Annotated in this window: 28 protein-coding genes; 1 reads left to right on the forward strand and 27 read right to left on the reverse strand. The window is 43.7% G+C overall.

Going from position 1 to position 26,135, the window contains the following annotated elements:
• Positions 1-293: 293 nt before the first annotated feature.
• From BN6465_RS16885 to BN6465_RS16930, 10 genes are all read right to left on the reverse strand, one after another.
• On the reverse strand, positions 294-920 hold the full coding sequence (locus BN6465_RS16885; RefSeq protein WP_066737397.1) for an alpha/beta fold hydrolase: 627 nt from the start codon (positions 918-920) through the stop codon (positions 294-296).
• A gap of 11 nt (positions 921-931) precedes the next feature.
• Complete coding sequence (locus BN6465_RS16890; RefSeq protein ID WP_066737399.1) at positions 932-1,435, reverse strand: GNAT family N-acetyltransferase; 504 nt, start codon at positions 1,433-1,435, stop codon at positions 932-934.
• A 58-nt stretch (positions 1,436-1,493) separates the two neighbouring features.
• On the reverse strand, positions 1,494-1,994 hold the full coding sequence (locus BN6465_RS16895; protein WP_066737401.1) for a GyrI-like domain-containing protein: 501 nt from the start codon (positions 1,992-1,994) through the stop codon (positions 1,494-1,496).
• Positions 1,995-2,112: 118 nt separating this feature from the next.
• On the reverse strand, positions 2,113-3,792 hold the full coding sequence (locus BN6465_RS16900; RefSeq protein WP_066737402.1) for a M3 family oligoendopeptidase: 1,680 nt from the start codon (positions 3,790-3,792) through the stop codon (positions 2,113-2,115).
• Positions 3,793-3,822: 30 nt separating this feature from the next.
• A complete protein-coding gene (locus BN6465_RS16905) occupies positions 3,823-4,545 on the reverse strand; it encodes a DUF5131 family protein (protein ID WP_066737403.1) in 723 nt (240 codons plus the stop codon).
• Entirely contained in the window at positions 4,514-5,404 is an 891-nt protein-coding gene (locus BN6465_RS16910; RefSeq protein ID WP_330384831.1) for a MerR family transcriptional regulator, read from the reverse strand. The genes BN6465_RS16905 and BN6465_RS16910 overlap by 32 nt, the downstream gene beginning before the upstream one ends.
• Before the next feature lie 102 nt (positions 5,405-5,506).
• Positions 5,507-5,866: an MmcQ/YjbR family DNA-binding protein gene (locus BN6465_RS16915; RefSeq protein ID WP_066737404.1), complete on the reverse strand. Its 360-nt coding sequence runs from the start codon at positions 5,864-5,866 to the stop codon at positions 5,507-5,509.
• Entirely contained in the window at positions 5,866-6,117 is a 252-nt protein-coding gene (locus BN6465_RS16920; protein ID WP_066737405.1) for a DUF3781 domain-containing protein, read from the reverse strand. The genes BN6465_RS16915 and BN6465_RS16920 overlap by 1 nt, the downstream gene beginning before the upstream one ends.
• A 32-nt stretch (positions 6,118-6,149) precedes the next feature.
• Complete coding sequence (locus BN6465_RS16925) at positions 6,150-6,881, reverse strand: hypothetical protein (protein ID WP_154670281.1); 732 nt, start codon at positions 6,879-6,881, stop codon at positions 6,150-6,152.
• On the reverse strand, positions 6,862-7,665 hold the full coding sequence (locus BN6465_RS16930; protein WP_082891761.1) for an ATP-binding cassette domain-containing protein: 804 nt from the start codon (positions 7,663-7,665) through the stop codon (positions 6,862-6,864). Before BN6465_RS16930 ends, BN6465_RS16925 begins: the two co-directional genes overlap by 20 nt.
• Before the next feature lie 297 nt (positions 7,666-7,962).
• Between BN6465_RS16930 and BN6465_RS16935 the strand changes: the two genes are divergently transcribed.
• Positions 7,963-8,718, forward strand: coding sequence for a TraX family protein (locus BN6465_RS16935; protein ID WP_066737409.1), 756 nt, complete (start codon positions 7,963-7,965; stop codon positions 8,716-8,718).
• 72 nt (positions 8,719-8,790) lie between these two features.
• On the opposite strand, the gene nhaC is transcribed toward BN6465_RS16935, so the two are convergent.
• The 17 genes from nhaC to BN6465_RS17025 form a co-directional block, all read right to left on the reverse strand.
• Positions 8,791-10,206, reverse strand: coding sequence for a Na+/H+ antiporter NhaC (gene nhaC, locus BN6465_RS16940; RefSeq protein ID WP_074017807.1), 1,416 nt, complete (start codon positions 10,204-10,206; stop codon positions 8,791-8,793).
• Positions 10,203-11,609: a Na+/H+ antiporter NhaC family protein gene (locus tag BN6465_RS16945; RefSeq protein WP_066737411.1), complete on the reverse strand. Its 1,407-nt coding sequence runs from the start codon at positions 11,607-11,609 to the stop codon at positions 10,203-10,205. The genes nhaC and BN6465_RS16945 overlap by 4 nt, the downstream gene beginning before the upstream one ends.
• Positions 11,610-11,645: 36 nt before the next feature.
• The gene (locus BN6465_RS16955) at positions 11,646-12,938 is read right to left on the reverse strand and encodes a glycine/betaine/sarcosine/D-proline family reductase selenoprotein B (RefSeq protein WP_082891763.1); all 1,293 of its coding nucleotides are present in this window, start codon (positions 12,936-12,938) and stop codon (positions 11,646-11,648) included.
• Positions 12,939-12,954: 16 nt separating this feature from the next.
• On the reverse strand, positions 12,955-14,217 hold the full coding sequence (locus BN6465_RS16960; RefSeq protein WP_227183523.1) for a glycine/sarcosine/betaine reductase component B subunit: 1,263 nt from the start codon (positions 14,215-14,217) through the stop codon (positions 12,955-12,957).
• A complete protein-coding gene (locus BN6465_RS16965) occupies positions 14,214-14,858 on the reverse strand; it encodes a GntR family transcriptional regulator (RefSeq protein ID WP_066737417.1) in 645 nt (214 codons plus the stop codon). The genes BN6465_RS16960 and BN6465_RS16965 overlap by 4 nt, the downstream gene beginning before the upstream one ends.
• Positions 14,859-14,991: 133 nt before the next feature.
• Positions 14,992-15,570 (reverse strand): DUF1062 domain-containing protein, encoded by a 579-nt coding sequence (locus tag BN6465_RS16970; protein WP_066737419.1) that lies wholly within the window; start codon positions 15,568-15,570, stop codon positions 14,992-14,994.
• A 91-nt stretch (positions 15,571-15,661) separates the two neighbouring features.
• The gene (locus BN6465_RS16975; protein WP_227183521.1) at positions 15,662-16,192 is read right to left on the reverse strand and encodes an AraC family transcriptional regulator; all 531 of its coding nucleotides are present in this window, start codon (positions 16,190-16,192) and stop codon (positions 15,662-15,664) included.
• A gap of 156 nt (positions 16,193-16,348) precedes the next feature.
• On the reverse strand, positions 16,349-17,386 hold the full coding sequence (locus tag BN6465_RS16980) for a LacI family DNA-binding transcriptional regulator (RefSeq protein ID WP_066737422.1): 1,038 nt from the start codon (positions 17,384-17,386) through the stop codon (positions 16,349-16,351).
• Between the two features lie 527 nt (positions 17,387-17,913).
• Positions 17,914-19,041: a M20 family metallopeptidase gene (locus tag BN6465_RS16985; RefSeq protein ID WP_066737424.1), complete on the reverse strand. Its 1,128-nt coding sequence runs from the start codon at positions 19,039-19,041 to the stop codon at positions 17,914-17,916.
• Positions 19,042-19,053: 12 nt separating this feature from the next.
• Positions 19,054-19,794 (reverse strand): glutamine amidotransferase, encoded by a 741-nt coding sequence (locus tag BN6465_RS16990; protein WP_066737428.1) that lies wholly within the window; start codon positions 19,792-19,794, stop codon positions 19,054-19,056.
• A gap of 17 nt (positions 19,795-19,811) precedes the next feature.
• Positions 19,812-21,092, reverse strand: a complete 1,281-nt coding sequence (locus tag BN6465_RS16995) for an amidohydrolase family protein (protein ID WP_066737434.1) — start codon at positions 21,090-21,092, stop codon at positions 19,812-19,814.
• A 13-nt stretch (positions 21,093-21,105) separates the two neighbouring features.
• Positions 21,106-22,383, reverse strand: coding sequence for a M20 family metallopeptidase (locus BN6465_RS17000; RefSeq protein WP_066737436.1), 1,278 nt, complete (start codon positions 22,381-22,383; stop codon positions 21,106-21,108).
• Entirely contained in the window at positions 22,376-22,999 is a 624-nt protein-coding gene (locus BN6465_RS17005; protein ID WP_066737438.1) for a GDSL-type esterase/lipase family protein, read from the reverse strand. The genes BN6465_RS17000 and BN6465_RS17005 overlap by 8 nt, the downstream gene beginning before the upstream one ends.
• Positions 22,996-23,808 (reverse strand): energy-coupling factor ABC transporter ATP-binding protein, encoded by an 813-nt coding sequence (locus tag BN6465_RS17010; protein ID WP_066737440.1) that lies wholly within the window; start codon positions 23,806-23,808, stop codon positions 22,996-22,998. Before BN6465_RS17010 ends, BN6465_RS17005 begins: the two co-directional genes overlap by 4 nt.
• Complete coding sequence (locus tag BN6465_RS17015; protein WP_066737442.1) at positions 23,795-24,655, reverse strand: energy-coupling factor ABC transporter ATP-binding protein; 861 nt, start codon at positions 24,653-24,655, stop codon at positions 23,795-23,797. Before BN6465_RS17015 ends, BN6465_RS17010 begins: the two co-directional genes overlap by 14 nt.
• On the reverse strand, positions 24,643-25,437 hold the full coding sequence (locus tag BN6465_RS17020) for an energy-coupling factor transporter transmembrane component T family protein (protein ID WP_066737444.1): 795 nt from the start codon (positions 25,435-25,437) through the stop codon (positions 24,643-24,645). The genes BN6465_RS17015 and BN6465_RS17020 overlap by 13 nt, the downstream gene beginning before the upstream one ends.
• A 59-nt stretch (positions 25,438-25,496) precedes the next feature.
• A complete protein-coding gene (locus tag BN6465_RS17025; RefSeq protein WP_066737447.1) occupies positions 25,497-26,078 on the reverse strand; it encodes a hypothetical protein in 582 nt (193 codons plus the stop codon).
• Between the last annotated feature and the right edge of the window lie 57 nt (positions 26,079-26,135).

The raw sequence follows: 26,135 nt of genomic DNA on the forward strand, positions 1-26,135 counted from the left end.
TATTTGAAAAATTCAAGTACACAGTGTATAATTTACTTAGAAGTAATCAAAAGACATGGGTTTATCTGATGATTGCGCTTCGGATTAACTCACAATTTTTAGTTATGGGCTATCCTCTATTTGCGGTAGAGGATAGCTATTTTTTATTCTGATAGTTATCTATGTAGGTAAGTACGGCAAAAATCACCATCATTACCATTAAGGCTAATTTCAAAGCTACTAAAATGTAGTTTATACCGCAGGTTAGGTCAGTTTGCAAGGAGCTACACGGTTTTTTAGACTTCTGAAATAAATTAAAGATTTTCCATATAAAATTCATTCAATATTTTTGCTAAAACCTTTGGATTTTCTTCATTTACAACATGACCAGTATTTTCAATAATTTTCAATTCGGCATCTTTAATGTTTTGCGATAAGTAATTCGCCGATTTTATATTTGCGCTGTCTTTCTGTCCGCAAAGAATAAGGGTGGGGCACTGAACGTTACTTACTTTGCCGTTGAAATCTAAGTTTTTCATAGTGTTCCCTAAAGCAAATGTTCCTTTTTTATCAAATGCCATTGTTTCAAAAACAGATTTTGGTAAAAATCTGAAAACTAAATTTTGAAAAGCAAACATTACTTTCGGAATTTTATGGGGCGTTCCTATTAAAACTAATGATTTTATTTTTTGTGGGAAATCCAATGCATAATTTAACGCCAAAATACCTCCTAATGAAATACCGCACAAATGAATTTTTCCATCAATTTGGTTACAGTACTTCACAAATGAAGAATACAGATTTTCATAACTTGCTTCTTTCCCTGCAAGAATAGAAGATAGATTAGGACACATAATTTCCTCTTTGCTTGCCATATATGAAATCATTTCATTCCAACTTGTTTCTTTATGTCCCGAACCGTGAATTAGAATTTTTTTCATTATAACCTCCACTAAGCTATGTCAAACAAATAGGCAGTCGCAAGTCTATCTTCATATACACCTCGCACACCGGTGACGACTTTGGCCTCACCAGCTGCGGCTGAATCTGTCACCTTTTTCCAAAAAGCGTGTGCCCCTTGATTGTTGGGATGTATCGTAAGCTCCCACCGCCCCGGATGGAGCTTCAAGACTTCACAGGCCGCTCTTTTTCCGACTCCCTGCTTTCTGTATTTTTTCATCACGAAGAATTCAGACATAAACAATGTGTCTTTCTTTTTGGACACATAGCAATGCCCACACACCATTGCGAATCCGGCCAGCCTGCCGTCAACCTTAATAAAATACGCAAATCTATTCTTCTCGGTCCAGTAATACTCCAGATAAGAGTAGCCGTAAAGTCCGCACGGATTTACATCCATGCCATCGTATTCTGAAAAATCATATTGGTACAATTCCAATAAATGTGCCAATATCTCTTTTTGCTCTCTTGTGACCATGCTTATTTCTATATCCATCGTGTGCTCACCTCAGTACATTCTCTATCATCTCCACGGACTTCTTTCTGCTTTTAGACTACTTTTCTCTGACGGCTATCCACACCTCTACGAGTCCGTCTGCCCCATAAAACTCAATATCCGGCGCAGCAGACTTCATCCTGCCCGTAATATATCCCGCATTGAGTGCCTTATATCCTGCTTTCGGTATCCATTTGGTGATGGCCTCTACCTCCGTCTTTCCTATAGTATCCACCGTACACGGGAACACGGCCCAGTCTGCGGCGGGCACGGTATACTCATTCATGCCCGGCTGCGTCTGCGCACTGCTGGAAACTGCGATATAATGTGCAAACTTACGAGAGTCCGTTTCATCCGTATTATAGACGCTTATGCCAAACAACCCATATGGTTCCTGATTCATGAGCGGCATAAGAATATCCTGAAGATTTTTCTGCTTGAACTCGTCCCATTGTGCCGGAACCGCCTTTCTTCCTTCTTTTCCTTTGTTGGTAGTCTGCACCGTATAACCTACTACGCGAAAGCTTTCTCTTTTTTCAACTCTGAATGGTAGATTCATTTTTTATTCCTCCTGTAGTTTAGATGGCCCTTGGGCCTTGTCATCATTCTAACGAATCTACCCGGAGTTGTCCTCTCAATTCCGTCCCAAAATTAAGAGTGTTTCTTCACATTACAGCTCAACTAAAAAGCTTTGTTTCTAGGAAATCAGCAATCTCTTTCAGTGTCCCATCCCGGAACGGGTTGCTGAGTCCGGCATAGGCAAGCGTCTCAAAATACCCACGGCTTCCCCCTGATTTGCACAATTTATAATAGTCCGCCCACGCCTGCTCTTTGTTTTTGGTCATCTTCTTGTAAAATTCAAATGCTCCCATCTGTGCCAGCGCATAATCCACATAATAAAATGGGTTGACAAATATATGAAGCTTCTGCATCCAGAAACCGCCGTTCTCCAGAAAAACATTGCCGTCATAGCTTCTCCACGGCATGTACGTCTGCTCCAGCTCCCGCCACACCCGGCGGCGTCCTTCGGCGTTAAGCCCCTCCTCGAACACCCGGTGCTGCAGTTCGTCCACACATACCATATAGGGTACAGCCTCTAAGGCTTGCGCCAAATGGCGCATACGGTACCGCTCTGCCTTATCTCCAAAGAACTTTTCCATCCACGGATAGGTGAAAAATTCCATGGACATAGAATGAATCTCATTGATTTCGCTGCTGGACCATACCATAGCAGACAACGGATAAATCCGGCTGGAGGTATACGCCTCAAACGCATGGCCTGCCTCGTGAGTCAATACATCCACGTCCGCGCTTGTTCCGTTGAAGTTAGAGAAAATAAAAGGCGCTTTTTCTTCTTTAAGGAACGCACAATATCCTCCGGGCTGTTTCCCTAGTCTCGTCTCCAAATCAAACAGCTCATGCTCCAACATGAAGTCAAAGAACTCTCCCGCCTCCGGCGCAAGCTCTTGATACATCTCCCTGCCCCAGCCTAACATCTCTTCTCTGCCACCGGCAGGAACCGCATTCCCGTCCGGGTCTGTAAGCTGCTCATCATACCATTGAAGCTCTTCCACCCCCAGACGCTCCGCCTGTTCCTCAAAAAGCCTCTGACATAAAGGAACTATATACTCCTTCACCTGTCTGCGGAAGTTCTTCACATCTTCCGGGGTATAATCAAAGCGTCCCATGCGGGCATAGACAAAAGAAATAAAACTGTCAAATCCTAATTTCCCAGCTATGCGGCTTCTCACTTCCACCATCTGGTCATATATTCTATCCAGTTCACCAGACACCCCTTCATACATATCCGCCCAAGCTCGAAAAGCCTCCTGCCGTTCCTTGCGGTTCACACTCTGCATATGCTTCAAAAGTCCCGAGAAATTACAGGCCTTTCCGTCAAATTCCGTGCTGCAGGCAGAAATCACTCTGTTGTACTCCTGACATAAGGCTGAATCCAAAGCCATATCGTCCACAACTTCAGGGCTTGCCAGTTTCTGCCCTATCTCAATCTCCTGAACCAGAAGCTCACCAAACTCACGCTTTAAATCCTCCAGATATGGAGACTTCAAAAGGGCTGCCTCCGCCTCCTGCTCCAGCAAAGTCAGACTGCCCTGCCGCTTATAAAAATTGGTCATCTCTGCGTCATAAAACTCATCTCTCGTGTCAATGCTATTGCGTATATACGCGACATTGAACATCGTGTCAAAATGTCTGGACGCCTCTTCACGGTCAAGAAATACGTTCCGAAGCTCTTCATAGCTGGAAGCATTCTTAATATCTTCCGCATATCGTTTAAGAGCATCCTTTTCCTGCTCAAAATCCGGTCTCTCATAGACCAGCTCCTTAAATGTTTTCATTATATTCTCCTCCTTTCACCAATCAGAAAATCAAAAGAACCGTTTCCCATCTAATATATCTATTCCCAGCTCTTTCGCCATACTAGTCTGCTTGAATGGGTTTATTTTATTAACTACTCCGTCACGTTTAAAAAGTGAACCGGTATTTTTAAACCAAAACGTGACATTTGCCTCTATGCACTGCTCACGGATATCGAGTACCCAGCCATAATCGCATTCCCTCGCTTCCCTGCCCGTTTCGCCGCCCACGGTGACATGGTCTACACCATGCAGGTAAGGGGTTAAATCTATGCCTTCTAAAAGCGGGGCACAGGCTATAAACCGCCGCTTTATCGGATAAGATAAAAAAAGCGGAAGCCTGTAATCAGCCAATTCTTGGTTTTCGACCGTACAGCCAATGTTTATATTTTCATACCCCTCTCCCCAATCATCAGGGAGCGATACAAGAAAGCGGTCAATTCGTTTGGTCAAAATCAAAAAGTCTATGTCTTTTCTTTCTTTAATCATGGCCCATGCTTCCTTGCGCCATTCATCCGCTTCCGGAAGAAAAAAATCGGTGGCAAAGCATGTGGGAAGGATTTTATTCCCCTTAATGTTATACTCACCATTTGCTTTTTTTCTTATAGGCCAATCGAATTTATCTGTCTTTTGAATCGTATTTTGACCATAGCGTTTTGCATTTGGCCCATAAAAATAGCAGTTGCTGCACCCGTCACTTATCTTATAGCACCCTGTCCACGGTTCCCAGTTCATAGTTGTCCTCACTTTCCTTATAATACTCTTCAATTGCCTGTGCAAAAAACTCAGCTGCCCCTTCACCATATTTCTGCTCCAACGTGTTTTTGAAATGCTCATCCCTATAGCTGGACGCAGTAGACAGCATAATCCCTCTCTCATACTTGATTTTTGAGAACTCTTTCATTACGAGTCCATATTCACCAATCAGCTCATGTACCTCAGGGGCGTTAACCGGACAATCTTTCAGCATAATCAACTTGTCTAAAATCTGCTCTATTTTAAATTCACATAGCTTTCCTGCCTGCGGACTTGGCGGATTGTTCATCACCTTCAGCGCGGTTTCCTTATCTCCGTACCACTCAACCAGATTTTGATACCCCTTCTGCATGTCCGGCTTGGATGCCCGCTCAATATAATGGTTCCTCCACGCCTCCATCCCGCCGAACTCCTTTTCGATTGTCTCGCGCAAAAAATCCGGCATATGATTCATGGTCGTCTGGCACATTTCTTCGATTTCTGATTTGTTGAATACTTCAAAGTCCATTTTATTTTCTCCTTTCAGAATGTCATCAATACTGGCAATCAAGCGTTCCATACGCTTCTTTTCGGCCACCAGCATACTCCTCTGCATTTGCAGTATTTGATTTCTGTCAAGAGAAGGATTGTCCATAACGGCTTTGATTTTTTTCAAAGGCATATCAAATTCACGAAAAAAAAGAATTTGCTGCAAAATCTCCAAGGCACGCTCATCATAAAGCCGGTATCCGGCCGCCGTCTTATCCGTAGGCTTCAGTAGTCCAATCTCGTCATAATAGTGAATTGTACGCACACTGATACCTGTCAATTCTGATATTTCCTTAACTGTTCTCATCATCTAATTCCCTCCCGCTCTTAATAGAATTCGCTAAATCAGATATCCTGCAAAGATATCTTACTTAGAATTATATTTTATGACGTTACGTGAGGGTCAATAGTTTTATGCAAGTAATTCCTGCTGCCTCTTTTTGCTGAATCCTTTGAGCACTAAATCATATGACTTGTCCAGCATATCTTTCAGCAGATCATCTGGAACTTCTCCATCAGGCTTTATAGAATTCCAATGAACCTTATTCATGTAGTACCCCGGAATAATATCCGGATACTTGTCCCGGAAAAACTCTCCCTCCAGCGGCTCTAATTTCAAGGTAATATAGAAAGGCTCGTTATCATCATTCAGGCAGACTGCCGCAAACATCTTACCGCCTATCATATAACGAATCCAGTTCCATTCTTCCTTTAAATCTTTTGTCACACTTTTTTTACTTAATAGGAATTCATCCATCCAATCATATTTCATTACTTTTTCTCCTTATGGGCTGTGATTATCGTATAGCTGTACGCGTTTATCGTTATAATGCATCCCTCCACATTCACATACCAGTTTTTCCCTTTTCTTGTAATCACCGCGTCAGCAGATTCTGTTCTAGTCCTGCACCACTCCACCACGTCGTCCGTAGATAAAGAAAGATTTCTTTTTATTCTCTCTACTCCCAGCTCCGTAGTATGCAGCTTGTCTAAATTCGTCAATAACTCATTATTTCTGTCCATTTGTCAATTCCCCTAATCTCCTCTATCTTTTGTCAAAATTTATTTCTATGGCAGATAATACTTTTTATGATGCTGTAAATAATTCCGTAAAGGATGAGTGCGGCAAAAAGCGCGCCCATGCTGCCCCAAGAAAAATATTCTGCTTTTCCGTAAATCTCCGCCGGAAGCATCACAGGCGGAAGCACCCAGAGAATAGCCTTCAGCGCCGGAAACACCGCCGTCAAGGATGTACTGGTCAACGTCAAAGTTGTGAAGAATACAGTTAATACAATTGCCAGTTTCCGGTTCTTCATTACCCGCGGGTGAAGAAGGCTTCCCAGAGCCGCCCCCGCAAACGCGCTGCCCCCCTGAAGCAGTAAGGCATTTATTACATCAGAGACAAGCATCTGTCTTGTAAACATATCACCACCGTTCAGTATATTTTGAATGACTGGGAACAAGGCGTACAAGACATCCGCCAGAAGGGCGATGCAAACAAGAAAAATCACTTTACTTGTATAATAGGAAGACACACTCTGTACTCTCAGCAAGAGAATCTGCTCTGTCACTATATTTTCTCCGGAGTTTACCGATAGTCCTACCCATACCATCACGAAAAACAAGAAAACGCTGGATACCAGATAACTGGAAACAATCTGCTGGGGTTTGATGGTATACATCGTATACAAAAATATGACAGATACAATAAGAGGCATGATAAAAGTACTACCTTTAAAATAAATCTGGAGCTGAGTCTTAACTAAACTAACTGTCTTTTTCATCATACATACCTCTCAATTTCCATCCATTTTCAAGCAGTCTCAGGATAGCCGGCTGTGCCTCATCTTCTCCTATCAACAATCGGTATCCTGTCCCAAATCTTTCCATCCCTTCCCACAGCTGACTATTCTGCCCATTCTCCAGAATAAGAACATACCTCTTCTCCTTATCTGGCAGATAGGCGGTAAGAACCCCAGCCTGTATCGTATAAGTCTCCTCCGCCACAGCGTCCACCAGACTCTGCTCATGGCAGGCCATAAACACCGTTACCCCCTCACTCCTCAGCTTATTCACCTTTTGGATAAAAACTTTCTGGGATGCTGTGTCCTGCCCTGACAAAGGTTCATCCAGCAGCAGTATGTCCGGTTTTTTCATAAATGCCTGAATAACGCCAATTTTTTGAAGTGTCCCTTTGGATAAGTGTTTCATGGGAACATCCAGAAGCTCCGACAAGAAAAATTCCTCCCCTAAAACTTCTATCATACCGCCGATGGCCTTCTGTTCCAGTCCATCCAATTCTCCCATTCTTTTAAGGTAAGATCTCGCAGTCAGAGGCAGCGGCATAAACTTCTCCGGCACATAGTGGAAAAGAACCGGGCTGCTGTAATGGACACGGCCATCTGTCGGCCTGACTAACCCCGCTATAATTTTCAGAAGCGTACTCTTACCACACCCGTTATGCCCCATAAAAGCGATGGACTGCCCTTGTAAAAAGGTGTGATTCACCTGATTCAACACGCATCTTCCATTAAAATTTTTTGTTATGTTCTCAAGTCTTATCTGCTCCATTATTGCCTCCCTGCGCAATGATATACTTCGCACTCAGCGCGAACGCCGCTATGCGCTCATTATAGCATAGTTTACATCCCAATATAAAGTTAAACAGAAATATGTTCCCGGGAATGAAAAGAAACAATAATGAAATCTTAAGAACTTCTTCCACTCTTCTTTCATAGAATATGGCATAATATACAACAAATATGTGTTATTATATTTCTATACATGTGATGTTAGGGACAAAATATATTTTGTCCCCTGATGCCGACAGATTTCTCCGCAGGCATCCTACATATGAGGGAGGGTTCTATGAAAAAAAGATTTGGTATTAGTGCCTTTTGGCTTAAATTAACCGCAATGGCAGGAATGCTCATTGACCATATACATACGCATTTTTACACCCAGACGCCTTATTGGCTAGGGTTCATAGGCGCTTTTGTGGCGCCCGTATTCGTTTATTTTCTGATAGAGGGATTTTTCCACACAAAAAGCAGGCCTAAATACTGTTTCCGTCTCTATGTCAGCGCCGCTGCCATGGGCATTGGTTCTGCTGTTTTAAATTTATTTCTCAAGGCCAGAGATGTCTGTATCGCCAACAATATTTTCCTGACTTTAGCAGTTCTCTTTACAATTATTTGGCTGATAGAGACTGTCCGCAGACAACGGCACGAAGAGCCTCGTATCTATTGGCTGCTTCTTCCTGCCACTGTTCTCGCTTTCAGCTGCCTGATGCTGGAAGGGGGAATATACATGCTTCCTTTTGCGTTAATAACCTATGTCTTCTATGGTAAGAAGCAATTCCAGGTAACCGGATATCTTCTGTTTTCTCTGATTTTACTTGGGAAAGCGCTATATTCCTATTATTCAGTGGGCATGGCCTATGAATCTCTGTCCCATTACCTTGCCTTTGACCGTGAGTTTCTGATTGCCGCCGCGATTCCGCTTATCTGTCTCTATAACGGAGAACGCGGGCCATCCGGCAAAGCTTCCAAATGGATGTTCTATATCTTTTATCCCGCTCACCTATGGATGATAGGGATTTTGGAATATTTGTCGAAAGGGTAATTTCATCTAGGAATGGACAAAAACGGCAAAGAGGTGTACTCCAAAGCGGACGGCTTTGAAGTACACCTCCATTTATTTTGTTCTCTTAAAGCTGATTCCTATGCCCAGCGCCGCCAAGAGCAGTGCCATAATAGGATTTGCGTAGGTGTTTACACTGTACAGAGCATATCCCTTCATACCGTATACACTTACTCCTAATGTAGCCACATAAAAGGCTCCTGCCGCGCTCCACGGCACAAGAGGCAGCATCATCGTGCCCGAATCCTCCAGAGTTCTCGAGAGTACACAAGGATCCATCCCCTTGGCGATAAACGCCTCCCGGAACATCTCTCCGGTCATTATGAAGGCTGGATACGAAGAACCGGCACAGGCAGCAATCACAAAATTCACGAGCAAAGCTCCGCCTATCAATGATACTTTTGTTCTGCATCTCTTGAGCAGCGGCTCTGCCGCTTTCTCTAAGAACCCGGCCTTTCCGATGATAGCCGCATAAGCATATCCACAGTAAACTACAATTACAATCCCGGCCATGGATTTCATTCCGCCCCGGTTCAAAAGTGTGAGCACCCCTTCAGCAGCTTCTCCCGCATACACCATGGCAACGGAGAATCCATTTACACAGCCTTCCATCCCTTTTACAACATCAAATCCCTGATAGGCTCCGCCGAGAATAATAGCCGCGGCCGAGGCCATCAGCATGACGGGAACCGGAGGCTGTTTTAAAAATGCCCCCGCAAATAGGATGATAAATGGGATGAGCAGTATCACATTCCATTGATAAATCCTGTCCAATGAGGCCAGCATATCGGCCGCTGTCTGGGGCAGCCCTGCCTCTGTCACTTCAATTCCTTTTCCGGCGATGAAGAAGACCAGCAGTGAAATGAGCGATGCAGGAATCGTCGTCCACAACATGGATTTGATATGCTCATATATGTTGACGCCACAGCACATAGGCGCCAAATTAGTTGTCTCTGAAAGTGGAGATAGTTTATCTCCCACAAGCGCCCCGCAGATGACCGCGGCGGCAGTGATATGCAGCGGCACCCCGAATCCCGCAGCCACTCCCATCATGGCTACTCCGCCGGTCGCCGCGGAGCCCCATGATGTGCCTGTGACTGTGGAGAGTATTGCGCATACAAAAAAGCTACATACATACAAATATTGTGGATGAATCAGTTTTAATCCATAATAGATGACCATAGGTATTGAGCCACTGAACATGAACGCGCCGATTACAATACCTATTGTCCAGATAATTAGGATTGCAGGCGTCGCCTTCAAAAGCTTTTCCCCAATGCCCTCTTCCATGTCACTAAACGTCAGCCCAACTCTTCTAGCCAGAATTCCGGCCAGTACCGCCGCCCCGATCATTAAAATCTCAATGCGTATTCCAAGCCATATATATCCCACAGCCACAATAACCGCCATACCTAGAAGCGCTGCTGCCGACTCCAGCAAGGTGGGTTCCCTTTTTTCATGCTTTTTCACTGTACATCATCCCTTCTCTCAGGCAGCCGTCTCATGAACCAGCCAGTAAATCCATACACAATGAGCAGGATGGAAGAAGCCCAGAAAGAAAAGTAAAATGGCAGGAAATCTTTGAATGTAATGCCAAGTGTGGAGACAATCAATACATGGCTGCCACACCAAGGAACCAATGCATTCGTATGTCCCGAACCTTCAAGCAGGGCTCTCGCCATATTCAAGTTGTGGAGCCCGGCGTCCTCATAGGGCTTTTTGAACATCCCTGTATTTAATACGACTCCTGTGTATGCAGTTCCACCCAGATAAGTACAAAGTACGGCAGAAATATAGGAAGAAAGAACTAAAGTACCTCTTTTTCCTGTAATCTTACCCATCTTTGAGATCAATGCGTCCATGACCCCTACGGCCTCCAGTGTTCCGGCCAATATGAAAGCACAAAAAATTATGAGCATGATACTCATCATCTTTAGAATGCCTCCCCCCGTCAGCAGCTTGTCAATCTCAGCCACTCCGGTGTCCGTCACATAACCGTTATACAATGCGTTCAGTATCTCACCGGGATTTTTCCCTTGATAGAATACCGCCAGTAAAATCGCCAAGACTACACCAAGCACGAGGACCGGAAGAACCGGCTTTTTCATAGCCGCCAGCACGACAACCACGAGGATAGGAATCAAAAGCAGTAGAAAATTTATATGGTATTGTGCCCCGATGCCATCGACCAAAAACTGAATCTTCTCCTTGTCCATGCCTTTACCGGCATAGCTGATACCAAGTATCCCAAATATTGCCGCCGCAATCAATCCCCCGATTCCACTGGTCGGCAGCATGTATTTCCATACGTCAACTACATCCTCTCCGGTCATAGCCGCGCCCAGATTGGTAGTATCGGACAGCGGGCTCCACTTGTCCCCAATCCAGCATCCGCTGACGATGGCTCCTCCTGCAATGCCCACAGGCACACCGATTCCGTTTGCTACCCCCATCAACGCCACTCCCACGGTGGCACAGGTCGTCCAAGATGAGCCTGTCGCTATGGAAACAACCGCGGATGACACAAAAGCAGCCAGAAGGAAAGTTCCCGGTGTCAAAATCTTAAGTCCCATTATCACGAGGGCTGGTATTGTTCCGCTGGCCAGCCAAGACGCACTGATAAGTCCGACCATCAGCAATATAATGACTGCCGACATCCCTTTTGAAAACATAGCAAGAATCTGTTTATAAATGGTATCCCATTTGATTTTCAGCACGATTACCCCATAGGCCGCTGATACAAGCGCGCATAAAAGTATTGCCATGCCTGTGGGAAACCGGCCGCTGGCCCAGATAAAAATACCTACAAATACTGCAACTAAAACCAATGCTTCCCCAAAATTGATACTTCTTTGATTTTCCTTTCTTTCCATATGGTTTTCCCCCTGTATGAAACAAGAACACAATATTTACTTTTTAAAAATAGTCTGCTTATCAATCTCTGTCTGTAACGCCAAAAGAGCAGTCTCCACCAGCTCCCGCCTCACCTCTTTCTCTTCTTCCTTGCTTACCTCCGGATTTCCCGTGACATGCGGTATGGATATCCCCGGAACGATACGATTCGCCCCTACTGACTGTGAGATAGGCGTCACGGTACAGATATGAACCGCCGGAATCTTCTGCGCCTCCAGTTCTTTTACAATCGTTGCCCCGCAACGTGTACAGGTGCCTCATGTAGATGTCAGAATGACGCCATCCACCTTATCTTTAATCTCCCCGGCAATAGCTTTACCGAACTTAGACGCCCTACTCGTAGGCATGGCTGTCCCGGTGGTCACATAGACCTTATCGTAAAGATGTCCGAATACACCTTCCTCCTCCATCTCCTTCATCACATCCGCCGGCAGCACTCTTCTTCCGTCGTCGTTGACATATACGGGATCGTACCCGCCATGGCATGTCTCAGAATTTGGCAGGGTGTAGCCTCCATACTCCTCAAAGTCATGTGTAACGTATTTCATGGCAGCTGACGCTTCCAGATGATCCGGGTTGCCCTTTGGAACCAAACCACCTGTAGTAATCATTGCAATGGTAGCGTGCCTCATATCTTTAATCGCAGGACTTGGCTCCACCTTTTCGAATTTTGGCATAGGCAGCTCGGTGCGGTAAGGACGTCCGGCGATTTTATCAAGCAGCATCTGTACACCTCTCTCTGCTCCTGTACGGTCTGACACAAAAACTTTGCGGATTCCCCGCTGTATGTATCCGTCCTTCTCCGGCTCATCTATCGTCTCCCCATCTGACATACGTCTTATGAGTCCACCCAGCTTTCCTACGGCTTCTTTCATTCCGCGGGCCGAATCCCCACAGGGGATGATATACGCATATCTCCGGTACATCAGAACGCCTGGATTATCCGGGTGCATGGCGCTTACGGCCGGTATGCCCATCTCATAAGCCGCCTTACAGGCAGCACCGCAGGCCACACCGTATCTGCCGGCCATAAATGCCGGGCCTGCCACAAGAAGCTCAGCGTCATACTCTTTCAATATCCGTTTCATTTGCTCCGCCGCTTCTTCATGTTCCACAAAAGAATTGTCCCCGCATATTACAGTGGCAGCTATCTGCGCACAGCCGCCAAGTTCCCCTTGGATTCCAATACCCGGCCCCATAGCTCCTTCTCTCACTTCCAGTGGGTGCCCGGCAGCCTCTTCCCCTCCTATCTGGCCAAAAAACTGATTGATATAATGTACGATTCTCATCTCTCCACCTCGTTTCTTAATAAACCTTGGATGTCAGTTTCGTCATTCCCATGCCATTGTGCATGCTCATAATACTGGATACAGTCACGTAAAGACTTCCGTCTGGCAGTATGCTTTCGTCCGAGCCTCCCGCCAATACCTTGATCTGCTCTTCATGGCCAATTACGCGCTCCATCTTAGGAAGCAGAAGTTTCTCAATTCTGCTGCCCACATTCACCACGGCATCTGCTTCTGGCGTAGTGTCGGTGATAGCCTCCTCTTCTCCGATTGCCCCCACAATCAGAACCGTCCGTATCTCCCGCTGCTCTGCCATTCTGCAGATCATCATTAAATCTGCCTCCGGATTGCCGCCGCCCTCCTCCGGAAGGAGCAGGCCATCCGCTTTAATAGTAGAAGCTATATTGACCGCCGCCATGCAGCACCTCTTTTTATCTGCCAGCCCCGGGCAAGAAGGAGTGAAAATGACCCCTGCAAATTCCAGCTCTTTGCCATGCTTTTTATAGAGTTCTTTTATGAGTGGATTATTCTGGTGATCGTAAGTTGTATATTTGTTCGACGCAACGACACAATTGCCGCTTACGATAGCTCCGTCAAGTATTTCATTAGGATGGAGAAGCGTTGGATGAAGCCGTTTTGCGTCAATCCCATAGAGATAATTATCGTGGAGAAGCCCCTGCGCCATGGCAAGGAAGACCACTGCGACCCGGGGAAGCTCCTGCGCCGGCTCTGTTAATTCATATTCTTCTGTCTCGTCTGCCGGTACATCCTTCGCACACTGTGCTAAATACTGCGCCGCCTTAATACCGGCCATTCTGACCGCCGCCTCATGTTCTGCCGGTGTCACTCCCTCTTTAACTTCTGCCACTATAACAACATTATTAAGTGCTGAATAATAGCAGTACTCTGCCGCAGGCCCGGTCATATCAATGATTCCTTCTTGAAATCCCACGATTTTCCCTGTAGTAACTACCCCTGCCCCTTTAAGTACCTTGGTAACTCCTTGTCCCACACCTTCACATTCTCCTAGGACACCCGGAAACGCGTCCCCCGCGTCGCTTACCTTGGCCCGTGGTTCAATTACATCTTTTACCGGAATAATCCTCACCGATTCCCCCGGTCTTGCAAGCTCCAAATCAATAGAAGAAAAAATATCATTTGTAAGCTTCCCTAAAAGCTCTTCCTTGCAGATGGTAAGGACACCATTTTGTACATAAGTCCTGTCGCCAAACTTGATATCCTTGATATAAACTAACTCTAGCTTTAAGTTCATACCCTTCATCGTCCTTCCTCCTTTTCACCATAATTGCTCCAAAACTCATCCGCCGTATTGATTAAGTGCAGTACCATATATTTGCTTGCATCGTCCCCCTCCTTTCTTTCAATGCAGTCAATAATTTTTCTCCATTCGATTATACTTGCACGGCGTCTTGCTTCTGTGACAGACGTCTTAGATGTAATGCGCAAGATATTATCCATCATTCCATCCATGATTTTTTCAATAATTTGGTTCTGGGACTTCTCTTTTATCACACGATGGTTGTCCAGTTCACTGTACCCATAAACTTCATGACATCCATGCTCCATATTTTCACAGTTCTGCTTCATTCTCAAAATATCTTCTTCCCCAAAATTATTGATATTCCATATCAACAATTGCGGCTCCAAAAGCTGCCGCAGCTGGAAGCTGTCTTTAATTTCTTTTGTGTCGATAGCCGCAATATAAGTGCCCGATTTAGCTTTCACATACAGCCAATTGTCCTTTTTCAACCGGTCTATGACAATCCGCACTGTAGAACGTGATGTAGAATACGCATCACAGATATCCCTCTCACTTAGTTTCGTATGTTCCTTTAATTCTCCCGACATAATCCTGTTCTTAATGTCACGCACAATTACATCTTCCAAATTTTCTACCATCATAATGTTTCCTCCCAGTTCCTGTATTGGTATACCAGTTTTTTATCTTTTCATTAAATTTAAGTATATTTATGTCGAATAGTGTCTTTTATATTAAAATCTAGTATACCAGTTTCTTTTTATATTTACAATATGATTATGAAAATTTTAAAAAAAATATAGTGTCGGTGGATGTTAATTTCCCTTTTCTCAAGTCTTGCCCGGTATTGATATGAATTCGATCGTTTAAAAGAAGCATGTTAAATTCACGCTGTGAAATATTGAGTTTCGTCCGTAAAATAGAAGATATTTTTATCGGCAAAAAATATTGGCTTTGAATCTTTATACTTACCGTCCTTTCTAAAGAAACGTCTTCCCCAATAACCTGATAGTCAGGTAGCTTTATTTCTGCCCCGTTTTTCTGCAAAAGCGCAATATCCATCGCATACTGCATGACTAAGGCTTCATCATTTGCATGAAACCGTTCGAGCAGCGCGGCCCCCAGCCTCTGTGGTGAAATTCGAGAAAATATTCTGCTGTTCCACGTCGTATTACAATGGGCACATTTATAAATGAGCCAAATATCCAATGTTTTTTGCTGTGCATTGACGCGAAATTCTCCAGAACAGATATACTCTCTTTTCCTGCCGCACTTTTTACAGTGCCGCAGTACAGCCGGAGGACCGCTATACTGTATCGTCCAAATGACAAAGTCTTCTTTTTTGCTGATTAGCATAAAAAATGACCTCCTTTCTATAATGAAGCATTTTAAAACACTTCTAAATTATAGAAAGGACGTCATCTTTCTGGCTTCTGAATTCTTGCTTTTATGATATAGGGATATATAGATCCATAATAACGCTGTGGCTGCCGCGGTCAATGTGGCGATAAATATTCAAACCATACCTCCGTGACATATGGTAACCGCTGCCCGGCAGCCAGACACTAAAGATTCCTTGTATTGTCTCGAAAATGTCTTTGATTTCTCCGTCAAACTGATACACAATCCATTTCCCGCCGCCAATCCACATAACATTGTCCAAATCGCAATCCTGCTCCACAGTCATGCAAATATCACAAATGCATTGTGGCATATCTGTAATGGCCGGGTCATTAAAAAAGCGCTCTAGCAGAATTGTTTTCTCATTCAAAAAAGCTTTATATTTATCTAAGAACTGATACCAGTGTTTTTCAATATCCACATAGTTTCCAATAAAACGTTCATATACCACAAAAAGGTCATTAAGCTCTCGAATTTCTATTTGAGCAGCGTATTCTTCCGCACTTTTAAAGTTGGCAGCACGTTCCGTATCAAAAGGAACCGGCATACTATGAGTTGGTATTGACTGCTTGAACATAGTTGGGGAAATATCATGGTGTTTCTTGAATACAGAGCTATAATTTGAAGCGCTGTATCCATAATCTAAACCAATATCTGTAATGGCTCTATCAGGGTTTAATTTTATATCTATAGCGCTTTGATCAATTCTACAGCGTTTAATAAAAGCATACTTTTATCGGTTATCAGGCTCATTGGCCGGCCCTTCACCTACACTCTCTCTTATAATAAGTGCTGGCTGGAACACAATGCACTTTCTCGCCCCAACACCGCTCTCCACCTCTTCGATAAGCTGCTTTACACTTTCCACTCCCATCTCATAGATAGGCTGCTTCACAGTCGTCAATGGAACATCCAGAATTTCCGAAAAGAAAATATCATCGTAGCCAATTAAAGACATTCCTCTAGGCACAGAGATTCCCTTCTTTTTCAGGCCGTTATAGACACCATAAGCAGACATATCATTAAAAGCAAATATGGCGCTTATCTCCTTGCCTTCAAAGAAATCAACCGCACCTGCCCCGCTCTCCCGGTCATAATTTCCCTCGTAGATAAACTCATCCCGGTAAGAAATCTTATATTCTTCTAATGCTTTTTTATATCCCTTCAAACGTTCCATGGAATCTTCCAAGCCACTAGGCCCTGTCACACAGCCGATATTTCGGTGTCCTAGTCCTAGAAGGTATTTCACAGCCGCGTATCCCCCTTGTTTATGATCCACTATGACCGAACTGCAGTCCGCCTCCTCCAGATACCGGTCAATCATGACAAACGGGATTTTCAGCTTCTTCAGAAGCTGGATACTCTCCTCTGCTTTTTTCTTATCACTGTCTCTCGCCATACAGAAGAGAATACCGTCCACGCCTTTATCCGCCAGAACTTGTATGTATGACATATCGCGCTCATGTTTATCATTCGTATTGCACAGAATCAGATTCCAGCCCTGCCTGCGGCAGGAGTCCTCCACACCTTTTGCCAGCGTTGAGAAAAATACATTACTGACATCCGATATAATCAGGCCGATTGTCTGCGTCCGCTTTTTAACCAACCCTACCGCCAGCTGGTTAGGATGATAATTTAATTTTTCAACGGCTTCTAAAATCTTATTTTTCGTACTCTTGGGAATCTTATCTGCTTTATTATTTAACACCAGGGATATCGTCGTAACTGAAAAACCTGTGTAATTTGCAATATCCTTAATTGTCGTTCTCAACTTTTCACACCCTCACCAAACTATTATTTTTCTGCGTATATACTGGCAGAGCCTCGGTCGCTTCGCTCGCCAAATTACCGGAAGCATGTCCTCTTGAGCTTGCTCATCGGAGCTGGCACTTTACTCTTTCGCCGCTTCCGGGCAGAGCCTCGAAAAAGCTCCGCTTTTCCTCGGTCGCTTCGCTCGCCAAATTACCGAACAAGTGTCCTCTTGAGCTAGCTCATCGGAGCTGGCACTTTACTCTTTCGCTGCTTCCGGGCAGAGCCTCGCAAAAGCTTCGCTTTTCCTCGGTCGCTTCGCTCGCCAAATTACCGAACAAGTGTCCTCTTGAGCTAGCTCATCGGAGCTGGCACTTTACTCTTTCGCTGCTTCCGGGCAGAGCACCTCGCAAAAGCTTCGCTTTTCCTCGGTCGCTTCGCTCGCCAAATTACCGAACAAGTGTCCTCTTGAGCTAGCTCATCGGACATTTGTTCGGTAACTTGGCTCTGCCCTATACGCACATTATACCCTATATTTCCATAATATGGTTAAAATAATCGACTTAAGACCGTGATATATTGTAAATATTTTTCGATTTCTACGTATTCGTTTGGCTTGTGTGCCATCTCGGGCTGGCCGGGGCCGAAGAGGAGTACTGGGGTGTTGGGTATTCCTTTTGCTAGTATGGACGCGTCGGTGAAGTAGTTGATTCCTGTTCGTTCTTTTGGCAGTCCTTTCAGCTCTAATTCCCATTGTAATTTTTTTAGCCATGGGTTTGTGCTGTCGATTTCTATGGCTTGTCTGTCGTTTTTTATATGTACTTCTGCTTTTAGCTGGCCGTCAGTTTCTGCCTTGTATTTGTCAATAATTTCTTGAGTCCATTCGCTGACCATCAGTGTTGTGATGCCGGGAATTACTCTGATATCCAGCATGAATTCTGCCATATCGGGGGTCATATTGGGGGCGATTCCTCCTTCTGCCATGGTTATCTGGCAGGTGGGCTCTCCTAGAATCTCGTGGTTGTATTTTTTCAGGCATTCCTTTAAATCTTGAAAAATACGGATACCATATTCAACTGCATTGACGCCCTGCTCCGGGTATGCTCCGTGGCTGGTTCTACCTTGTATTTTTAATTGCAGCCAGATGCAGCCCTTCTGAACTGTGCCGGGGCGCAGTCCGGTTGGTTCTCCGATGAGGAGCAGTGCTGGCTCGCCCAGCATCTGATATTCGAGAAGCTGTTTTGCTCCCAGTCCATCCTTTTCTTCATCACACGTACCACAGAAATAAATAGTGTGGGAGGGCACATATCCTTTTTTCTTCATCGTCCCTAAAACATAGGCCATCGCCGCCAGCCCGCTCTTCATATCGCTGGCGCCTCTGGCGTAAATACAGCCGTTTTTCTTGATTGGCACGGACGGTTCTGTCTTCCATTCGCCCATCTTACCATAAGGAACCGTATCTAAATGCCCATTCCAGATGACCGTCTCTTTCGACTTTCCCTCCAGAACTCCTATCACGTTGGCTCGTTTGCTGTCAATTTCCTGTACAACAGCGCTGACTCCGCAGTCTTTCAAAAAATCACGTAGAAATACAGCCAGCGCCCGCTCATCATCTTTCCCATTCACCGTCGGTATTTTCAGCGTTTCCATCAAAAATGTTTCTGCATCGTATTTCATCTGTCTTTTCCCTTAATCAGTAAGCCAGCCAACAATTCCCTGCCAGATCTGGTTGTAGTTTTCCCACTCGCAAAATTCCGGCGGTGCCCAGTGTGGCGCGCAGTCTGTGGTAAACACAGCGCTCTTTCCTTTTCCGTAGGTTCCGAACGCGATAAATGGATTGTCTTCTACTGTCGCAGCTACAAACGCTTCCGGTTTCGCAATGGTCTTATTGTAACCGAGAACTTCCGGCCATTCTGTTTTAATTCCTTTCAACGCCTCGTGTTCTTTTATCGTGACAGGACGCACTCCCTCACAATGCTCCATCCTGTCATCCACAGTCAGGACTTCAACGGGCAGAACCTCCTGCACCGCTGTATCATGCCATTTTCCTTTGGCGTCCACGCCTGAGAAGGTCAGATAACCGCCTATCATCAACAGCGCTCCTCCGTCCATGACATAATCTCTAATTACTTTTGCACGGTTCGGCATTTTTTCGCTCTTTGTGAAAGTAGGAACCGGAAGCAGCAATGTATTTGCCCCTATGTCTGACAAGATGACACAATCATATTCCTTTAATTCTTCTACTGTGAACGGAAATTGTTCTGTGGCCAGATGATTGGGCAGAAAATCCACTTCATATCCGCCTTCTTTCAATGCCGCCACCAGCCATTTTTCCCCAGTCTCATATACTGATGTATAAAAACTGTCAAATCCCTTTACATGGGTGGTATAACTCATCCATGATTCTCCGGCTAATAATACTTTCTTCATTTACTTGTACCGCCTTTCTATTTTATATCATACATGGGTAATTCTCCGATTCCCATGCTTTTCTTTGTCTGAAATTTGCTGACCCAGTATCCGGCTTTCCCACCCGAGCGGAGGTATCTTTTCTCAAATGACACCAGCCTTCCATTCGTCAGCACATAAACTGCATATTTTCGCTTCGGCTCCACAACAGTAATGTTGGCGTAGGCACCGGAACCAAGATGTCCATATCGACTTTTCCATTCCTCATTTCTTGTTCTCTGTGCCAACAGTTCTGCCGGATTACTGGTCATCAACGCAACTGAATCCTTTTTGCTTAGAACTTTATTTTCTGCAAGCTCAAGCAGACACGGAATATTATCTCTTGTATCTCCGAACCCTTTCATAGTAGATTGGTTTTGTCCATCAGATACTAAAATCTTAACTACATGTTCTGACAATGCTTCCAGCGCTATCTGTCTCGCAGGTTCGGTCATTTTCAGGCCTTCCCGGCTTCCTCCGCCCTCACGAAGCATAGTCGTGACAAATTCTCCCGTCACTTCTTTTCGCCTGCACAGATCAACCATTTGTCGCATCGACCACACTGCTTCTCCATGTGTACCACATCCGACAGCATTTGCATGTCCCATATGTATGTTTCTTCCTTGCGCCATATCACACAAGTGTAACGTGTGTTCAATATCTTGCGTATGAGAAGTAAACATTAGATTAGCTTTATCTGTAATCGTAAACAATTGCTCCATTTTTTCATCCGGCAATAGGAAATGTCCCATATGTTCCTTGATTCCTATAGCGTATTGAGCCGTAGAATTGACAATATTATTATGACTTAATTTTTTCTCTTTCTCCGCCTGTCCCAGCGTTCCCGCAAACAACTCAATCAGCTCATTCTCATTTAGTCTCGTTCCTAAGATATTAGCCGCGCCAAGGAATACACCTACATTAATCGGAAGACCCCTGTCCATTTCTGCACCCAAAAGTGCCGGTGCCATAAAAGTATTGCCTGCCCCCGGAGAAAGTGCTGTCGTGACCCCGTCCTCAGCGGCTCCATACGCCGTATTTGTATGTATCTCAAAAAGGTCACTAACATGAAGATGCATGTCAATCAATCCTGGCCATATTTCCAGTCCCGAACAATCGATAATATAGTCACCGGTTTCTGCAGCTGCACTGTCACATACTTCATGAATCAAATCACCTTCTACGACAATATCTTTTACCGATTCTATTCCATTTGCCGGGTCAACTACAAAACCATTTTTCAAAATCATACGGCCTGAACAATTTCTGTCCCTTTTCATGATTTCACATCCCTTATTCTGCTGATTCCGCCCACTCTAAAATCAAGTTCGCATAAATTTTAATTGCATCAAGATATTGTTCCACAGTAACATATTCATTTACCGCATGACATTGTTCCAAGGACCCCGGTCCATACTGAAGCGTTGGGCATCCTACAATATTATGCCATGTTCTGGAATCACAGCCCGCCGGAGAACCCGTCAGTTTTACATTCTTTCCCGTAGCTTTTTTATAAGCCTCTTTAAATGCACCTACAAAAGGGTGGCCTAATTCCATTTCAAATGGATTTCCAGTCTGGTATACGCTGATTTTAGGTTTGTGGTCTTTCAGCCACTCATCTCCCTCACAGCATCGTAGTATGGCACCTGTATACTCTTCGACTACCTGCTCGTGGCTCATTAAATTGGGAAGGTAATGGACACAGGTTTTAAAACAACAGTAATCCGGTATAGTAGAACCAGCTTCTCCGCCATAAATAACTCCAACATTACTTGACGGCGGCGGTAGGAGCGGATGTTTATATTTTAAAAGCCAGCGGTGTTCTAACTCATCGATAGCGTTCATTAACTTTCCGGCTTTTTCTATTGCATTTACTCCCGCGAGTTTTAATCCTGAATGTACTGCAATTCCCTCTATCTCGACTTGAAAAAATACCCAGCCCATATGTGCCACAATCAGCTCGTAGTTGGTCGGCTCGCAGACAACCACCGCATCACCTTTTATGCCACTCATCGCCGCGCACAAAGAACCGTTTCCTCCGCCCTCTTCATCACATACTGATGCATATTTTACAGTAACCGGTAATTCTATACCTGCATCCTTCAATAGAGCCGTAGCCATTACAGATGCCATAAGTCCTGCTTTCATATCAGCCACACCGAGCCCAGTTATTCTATTTTCAATAACTGCCGGGCTAAGCGGTGGTATACACCAATTCTCTTCATTTTCTGCAGGCATATGGTCAATATGACCGTTAAACAGAATTGATTTTTCAGATTTTCCCGGAAAACTTGCATAAACATTGTATCTGTTATCGTAGTTATGTCCGGTATTCCCTTCTCTGTATTTCTCTTTACAAGCGACAATACTTTCTTCTTTCAAGGGATCTTTCACAACTTCATCGGCGCCCAACTCGTGGAAAATGTCTGCCAAAAAATCCTGCCCCGCTGCCTCCAATCCTCCTTCGATTCCATGCCCGATGTCATGTGTGTCAATAGAAACAATCTTCAACAAATAGTCTATATATTTTTGCCTATTTTCTTCCAATGCTTTTTCAATTTTCTTATTCATCATATTCCTCCTTACCTATAATCATTTTATAAACACTTTCTGCCAGCTTTTCATGTCCTTCTACATCAAGATGAATCTTGTCAAAAGTCCCTGCACTTACCACATTACCTACATTCAAAAACTTCCATCCATGTCGAGATGCCAGCCTTTTATAACAAGCCGCAAGTTCCTTGCTTTTTTCTTCCGCTCCTTTTCCGAACTCACTGTAAAAAGGACTTTTTTCCAGATTACTAAGTATCGGTGGTGCCGCAACAATAATTTTTGCCCCAGTCTTTTCAAATGTTTCAGCTATTTTCTCTATACCTTCACCAATCACTTGCGCTTTTGCACAATATTCATCTTTACAATCATTCGTTCCTAGCATGATAACAGCTATATCAATAGGTTCATTTATCATGGCACAAACTTTTGCCTCTTCAACCCCATTTACATAAGGTTCTGTTTTACTGTCAAAGCAAGTGGTCCTACCGCATAACCCATTTTCTATGACTCGGTATTCGGTGCCTAATTTTTTGCTTAAAACTCCCGGATACCTCTGTTCCCATGAATACCTACCGTCCTTTTCCGGCTGATATCCCCATGTATTGGAATCTCCGTAGCACAATACTTGTATCATGATTCCATCACTTCTTTATATCGTTTTACGAACTCTTCTGCATTTAAAATATCTTTCCCAAGTCCGATACGGTCTGCTATCTGCCCGATTTCAGGACGCTTTATCTTACTCTGCCGTAATATTTCATCCTCCTTAAATATATCTCTCACATTTCCGTCTTTAATTATCTTTTTATTAGCCATGGCTACCACACGCTCAAAATTGTTGGCTGCAAATTCCATATCATGCGTAATCGTCACTACACCGATTTCCTGTTTCTCCAATTCGTCTAAAACTCGTATAAGGACCTTTATTCCTGTCAAATCCTGTCCTGCCGTCGGTTCGTCCAAAATCATATATTGTGGCCTTGTCGCTAAAATTGCGGCAATGGTTACAAATTTTCTAATAACATATGGAATTTCAAAGGGGTTTGATTTCAAATAATTTTCTATTTCTAATAATTCTGCAACCTCTTTTACTCTCTTTTCAACTTCTTTCTCATCTAGTTTATAATATCTAGGCATATATGCGATTTCTGCATATACGGTTTGGTTAAATATTTGGTCATCTGGATTTTGGAAAACATAACCTACTTGCCGGGCTATTTGGGCAGTAGTAAAATCTTTTGTGTTTTTTCCTTCTACAAATACATCACCTTTACAAGGTTTATGTAATCCATTCATCATTTTTACTGCTGTTGTTTTCCCAGCGCCGTTCTGACCTACAATTGCAACTCTTTCTCCTCTTTTTACAACAAGGTTCAAATTATCATTTGCTAAAAATCCATTTGGATACTGAAAACTTGCATTTTTCAGCTCAATTTGATTCATGCTTTTCATCCCCTTTCTGTAAAAGTCGAATACATTCTTCTGTAGTAACCGGTATCTGCGGAAGAATAATTCCATTGCGCCTTAATTCCTGTTCTAAAATAACCGCCTGCGGCAGCATCGTTCCATGTTCCAAAAGCTCCAAATCACTCAATACTGTTCTGGCCGGCCCTTTTTTTAACAAAACACCCTTTTGAAATACTAATACTTCATCCGCATACTCAGCAATAAGGTCTATTTTGTGTTCCACTAAAATGATAGTTTTCCCCTGCTCTTTCAGCATCTGTATAATTTCAAATATTCGCTCCGTCCCTTCCGGGTCAAGCTGAGATGTAGGCTCATCTATCACAAATATATCAGAATCCATAGCTATTATCGACGCAAATGCCACCCTTTGTCTCTGGCCTCCTGACAGTCGGTTTGGGTCATTTTGCAAAAGTTCCTCTATCTTCAAAAGTTTTGCCACTTCAATGACCTTCTCTATCATACGCTCCTTGGGGACCCCTAGATTCTCAAGTCCCAACGCGATTTCCTCAAATACTGTTTTCCTGACACCACTTATCTGAGTAAACGGATTTTGAAATATATATCCCATCTTTGTAGATAAAATATCCACATCAACTTTTCGGATATCTTCTCCGTTAATCGTCATATCTCCAATGAGCTTACCTTTATAAAAATGTGGAATAAGGCCTCGCAATAAGTTGCAAAATGTCGTCTTCCCCCCTGCATTTTCACCAATAACCCCATAAAATTTCCCCAATTCCAATGAACAGGACACGTTTTTTAGCGCCGGTTCTTTCATAAGCGGATATGTATAGGTAATCTCTTTTAACTCTATATAAGCCATAAAACTATCCTCCCTATTATCAATCCAACAAATGCAATATCAAACAGTATGACAAATACTTTTTCCTGCCTGCTCACTTCAGGAAGTTCTGACAAAAATGTATGTGCGACAGGTGCAGAGAATGCTCTGGCATCCATAGCTATCGACTTCTCCTCCGTACTGGATATTGCATTGAGCACAAGCGGCCCCATAACTGGAATATACGCTTTCGCCCTCTGCAGAAGATTTCCTTCTGTTTCAATTCCCCTAGCCTTTTGGGATTCCATGATTACCTGTGCACTTTGTTTCAAATCTGTAATCGTTTGAAAGGACGAAAGAATAACAAATGAAACCATGTGTGATACGCCCTTCTTCTCTAAGGCATATGTAAATTCATCCATAGGCGTTGTTTTCACAAATAAAATGAACGCACCACTAAACGCTAAAACCAGAGATACAATATTGAGCCCTGACTGTATACTTTCGGTAGTAACACAAATCCCCCAAAGCTTAAATAAAACATGTTCTCCTGGTGCAAACGCCGCCTTTACTATAAATAGGAATACTCCAAACAAAAGCAGGACTTTCCAATATAGTGAAAAGAAAGAGCGAAAACATCCCGCTACGGCTGAACACAAAATGAAGAACAGCACCATCCCAAATCCGAAAAAATAGTTTTGAACAAAAAATGGAGTCAATCCCAACACCAGCATTAAATTGACTTTACTCATAGGATTCAAATCTTTTATTATATTCCCTGTTCTTTTGGGATTCATATACTGTTTTGCAAAATCATAATCCATCTAATCATCCTCCTTTTGGAAAAGATTGCAGTCATGTCGTGCATGACTGCAACCGATTTTTACTGCTCTTCTTTGATAAAGTGTTTTCCATTTGGAAGCTTTACTACAAAACGTGCCGGCATAGCCTTCAATACAAAGAAAATAATAATTAAGCAAATGATTTTGTCCATCAGCTCAGATGATAGCTCACTCACAAAGGTAGCCGGAAGAACATCCCATCCTGCTGCCATCAACGTGGTAACAATAACACTGGCGCCCGTCCCGACAAATCCTCCATATAAAACAGCCGTAATCGGAACCGCAAGACATGTACTGATAATTGCTATTACCACACCATTCACCGGAGCTTTCCAGAATTTTGAAAACATTTGCTTCTTAGCTAAAAATGAACCTAAAAATCCAAACAATACACCGATAATCGTGTATGGCAGAAGAGTCGGCAGGGAAATAGCATTAATTAATCCGCAGCCTAATCCTACCAATGCTCCAGGAATACCTCCACATAAAGCACCAACAACGAACGTTCCAATACTATCCAAAAATACTGGCAATTTTAGCAGAACCGCAAGCTGTCCGCCTACTACATTTACCGCAATACCGATTGGAATCAAAAAAATTGTTAACTTGTTAAATTTTTTCATGTTTTTCCTCCTTTTACTTTGACCTTTCTCTCATTGTTGCGTAAATACGTTTGGTAA

The organism is Bariatricus massiliensis, from assembly GCF_900086725.1.
GTDB classification, from domain to species: Bacteria; Bacillota; Clostridia; order Lachnospirales; family Lachnospiraceae; genus Allocoprococcus; species Allocoprococcus massiliensis.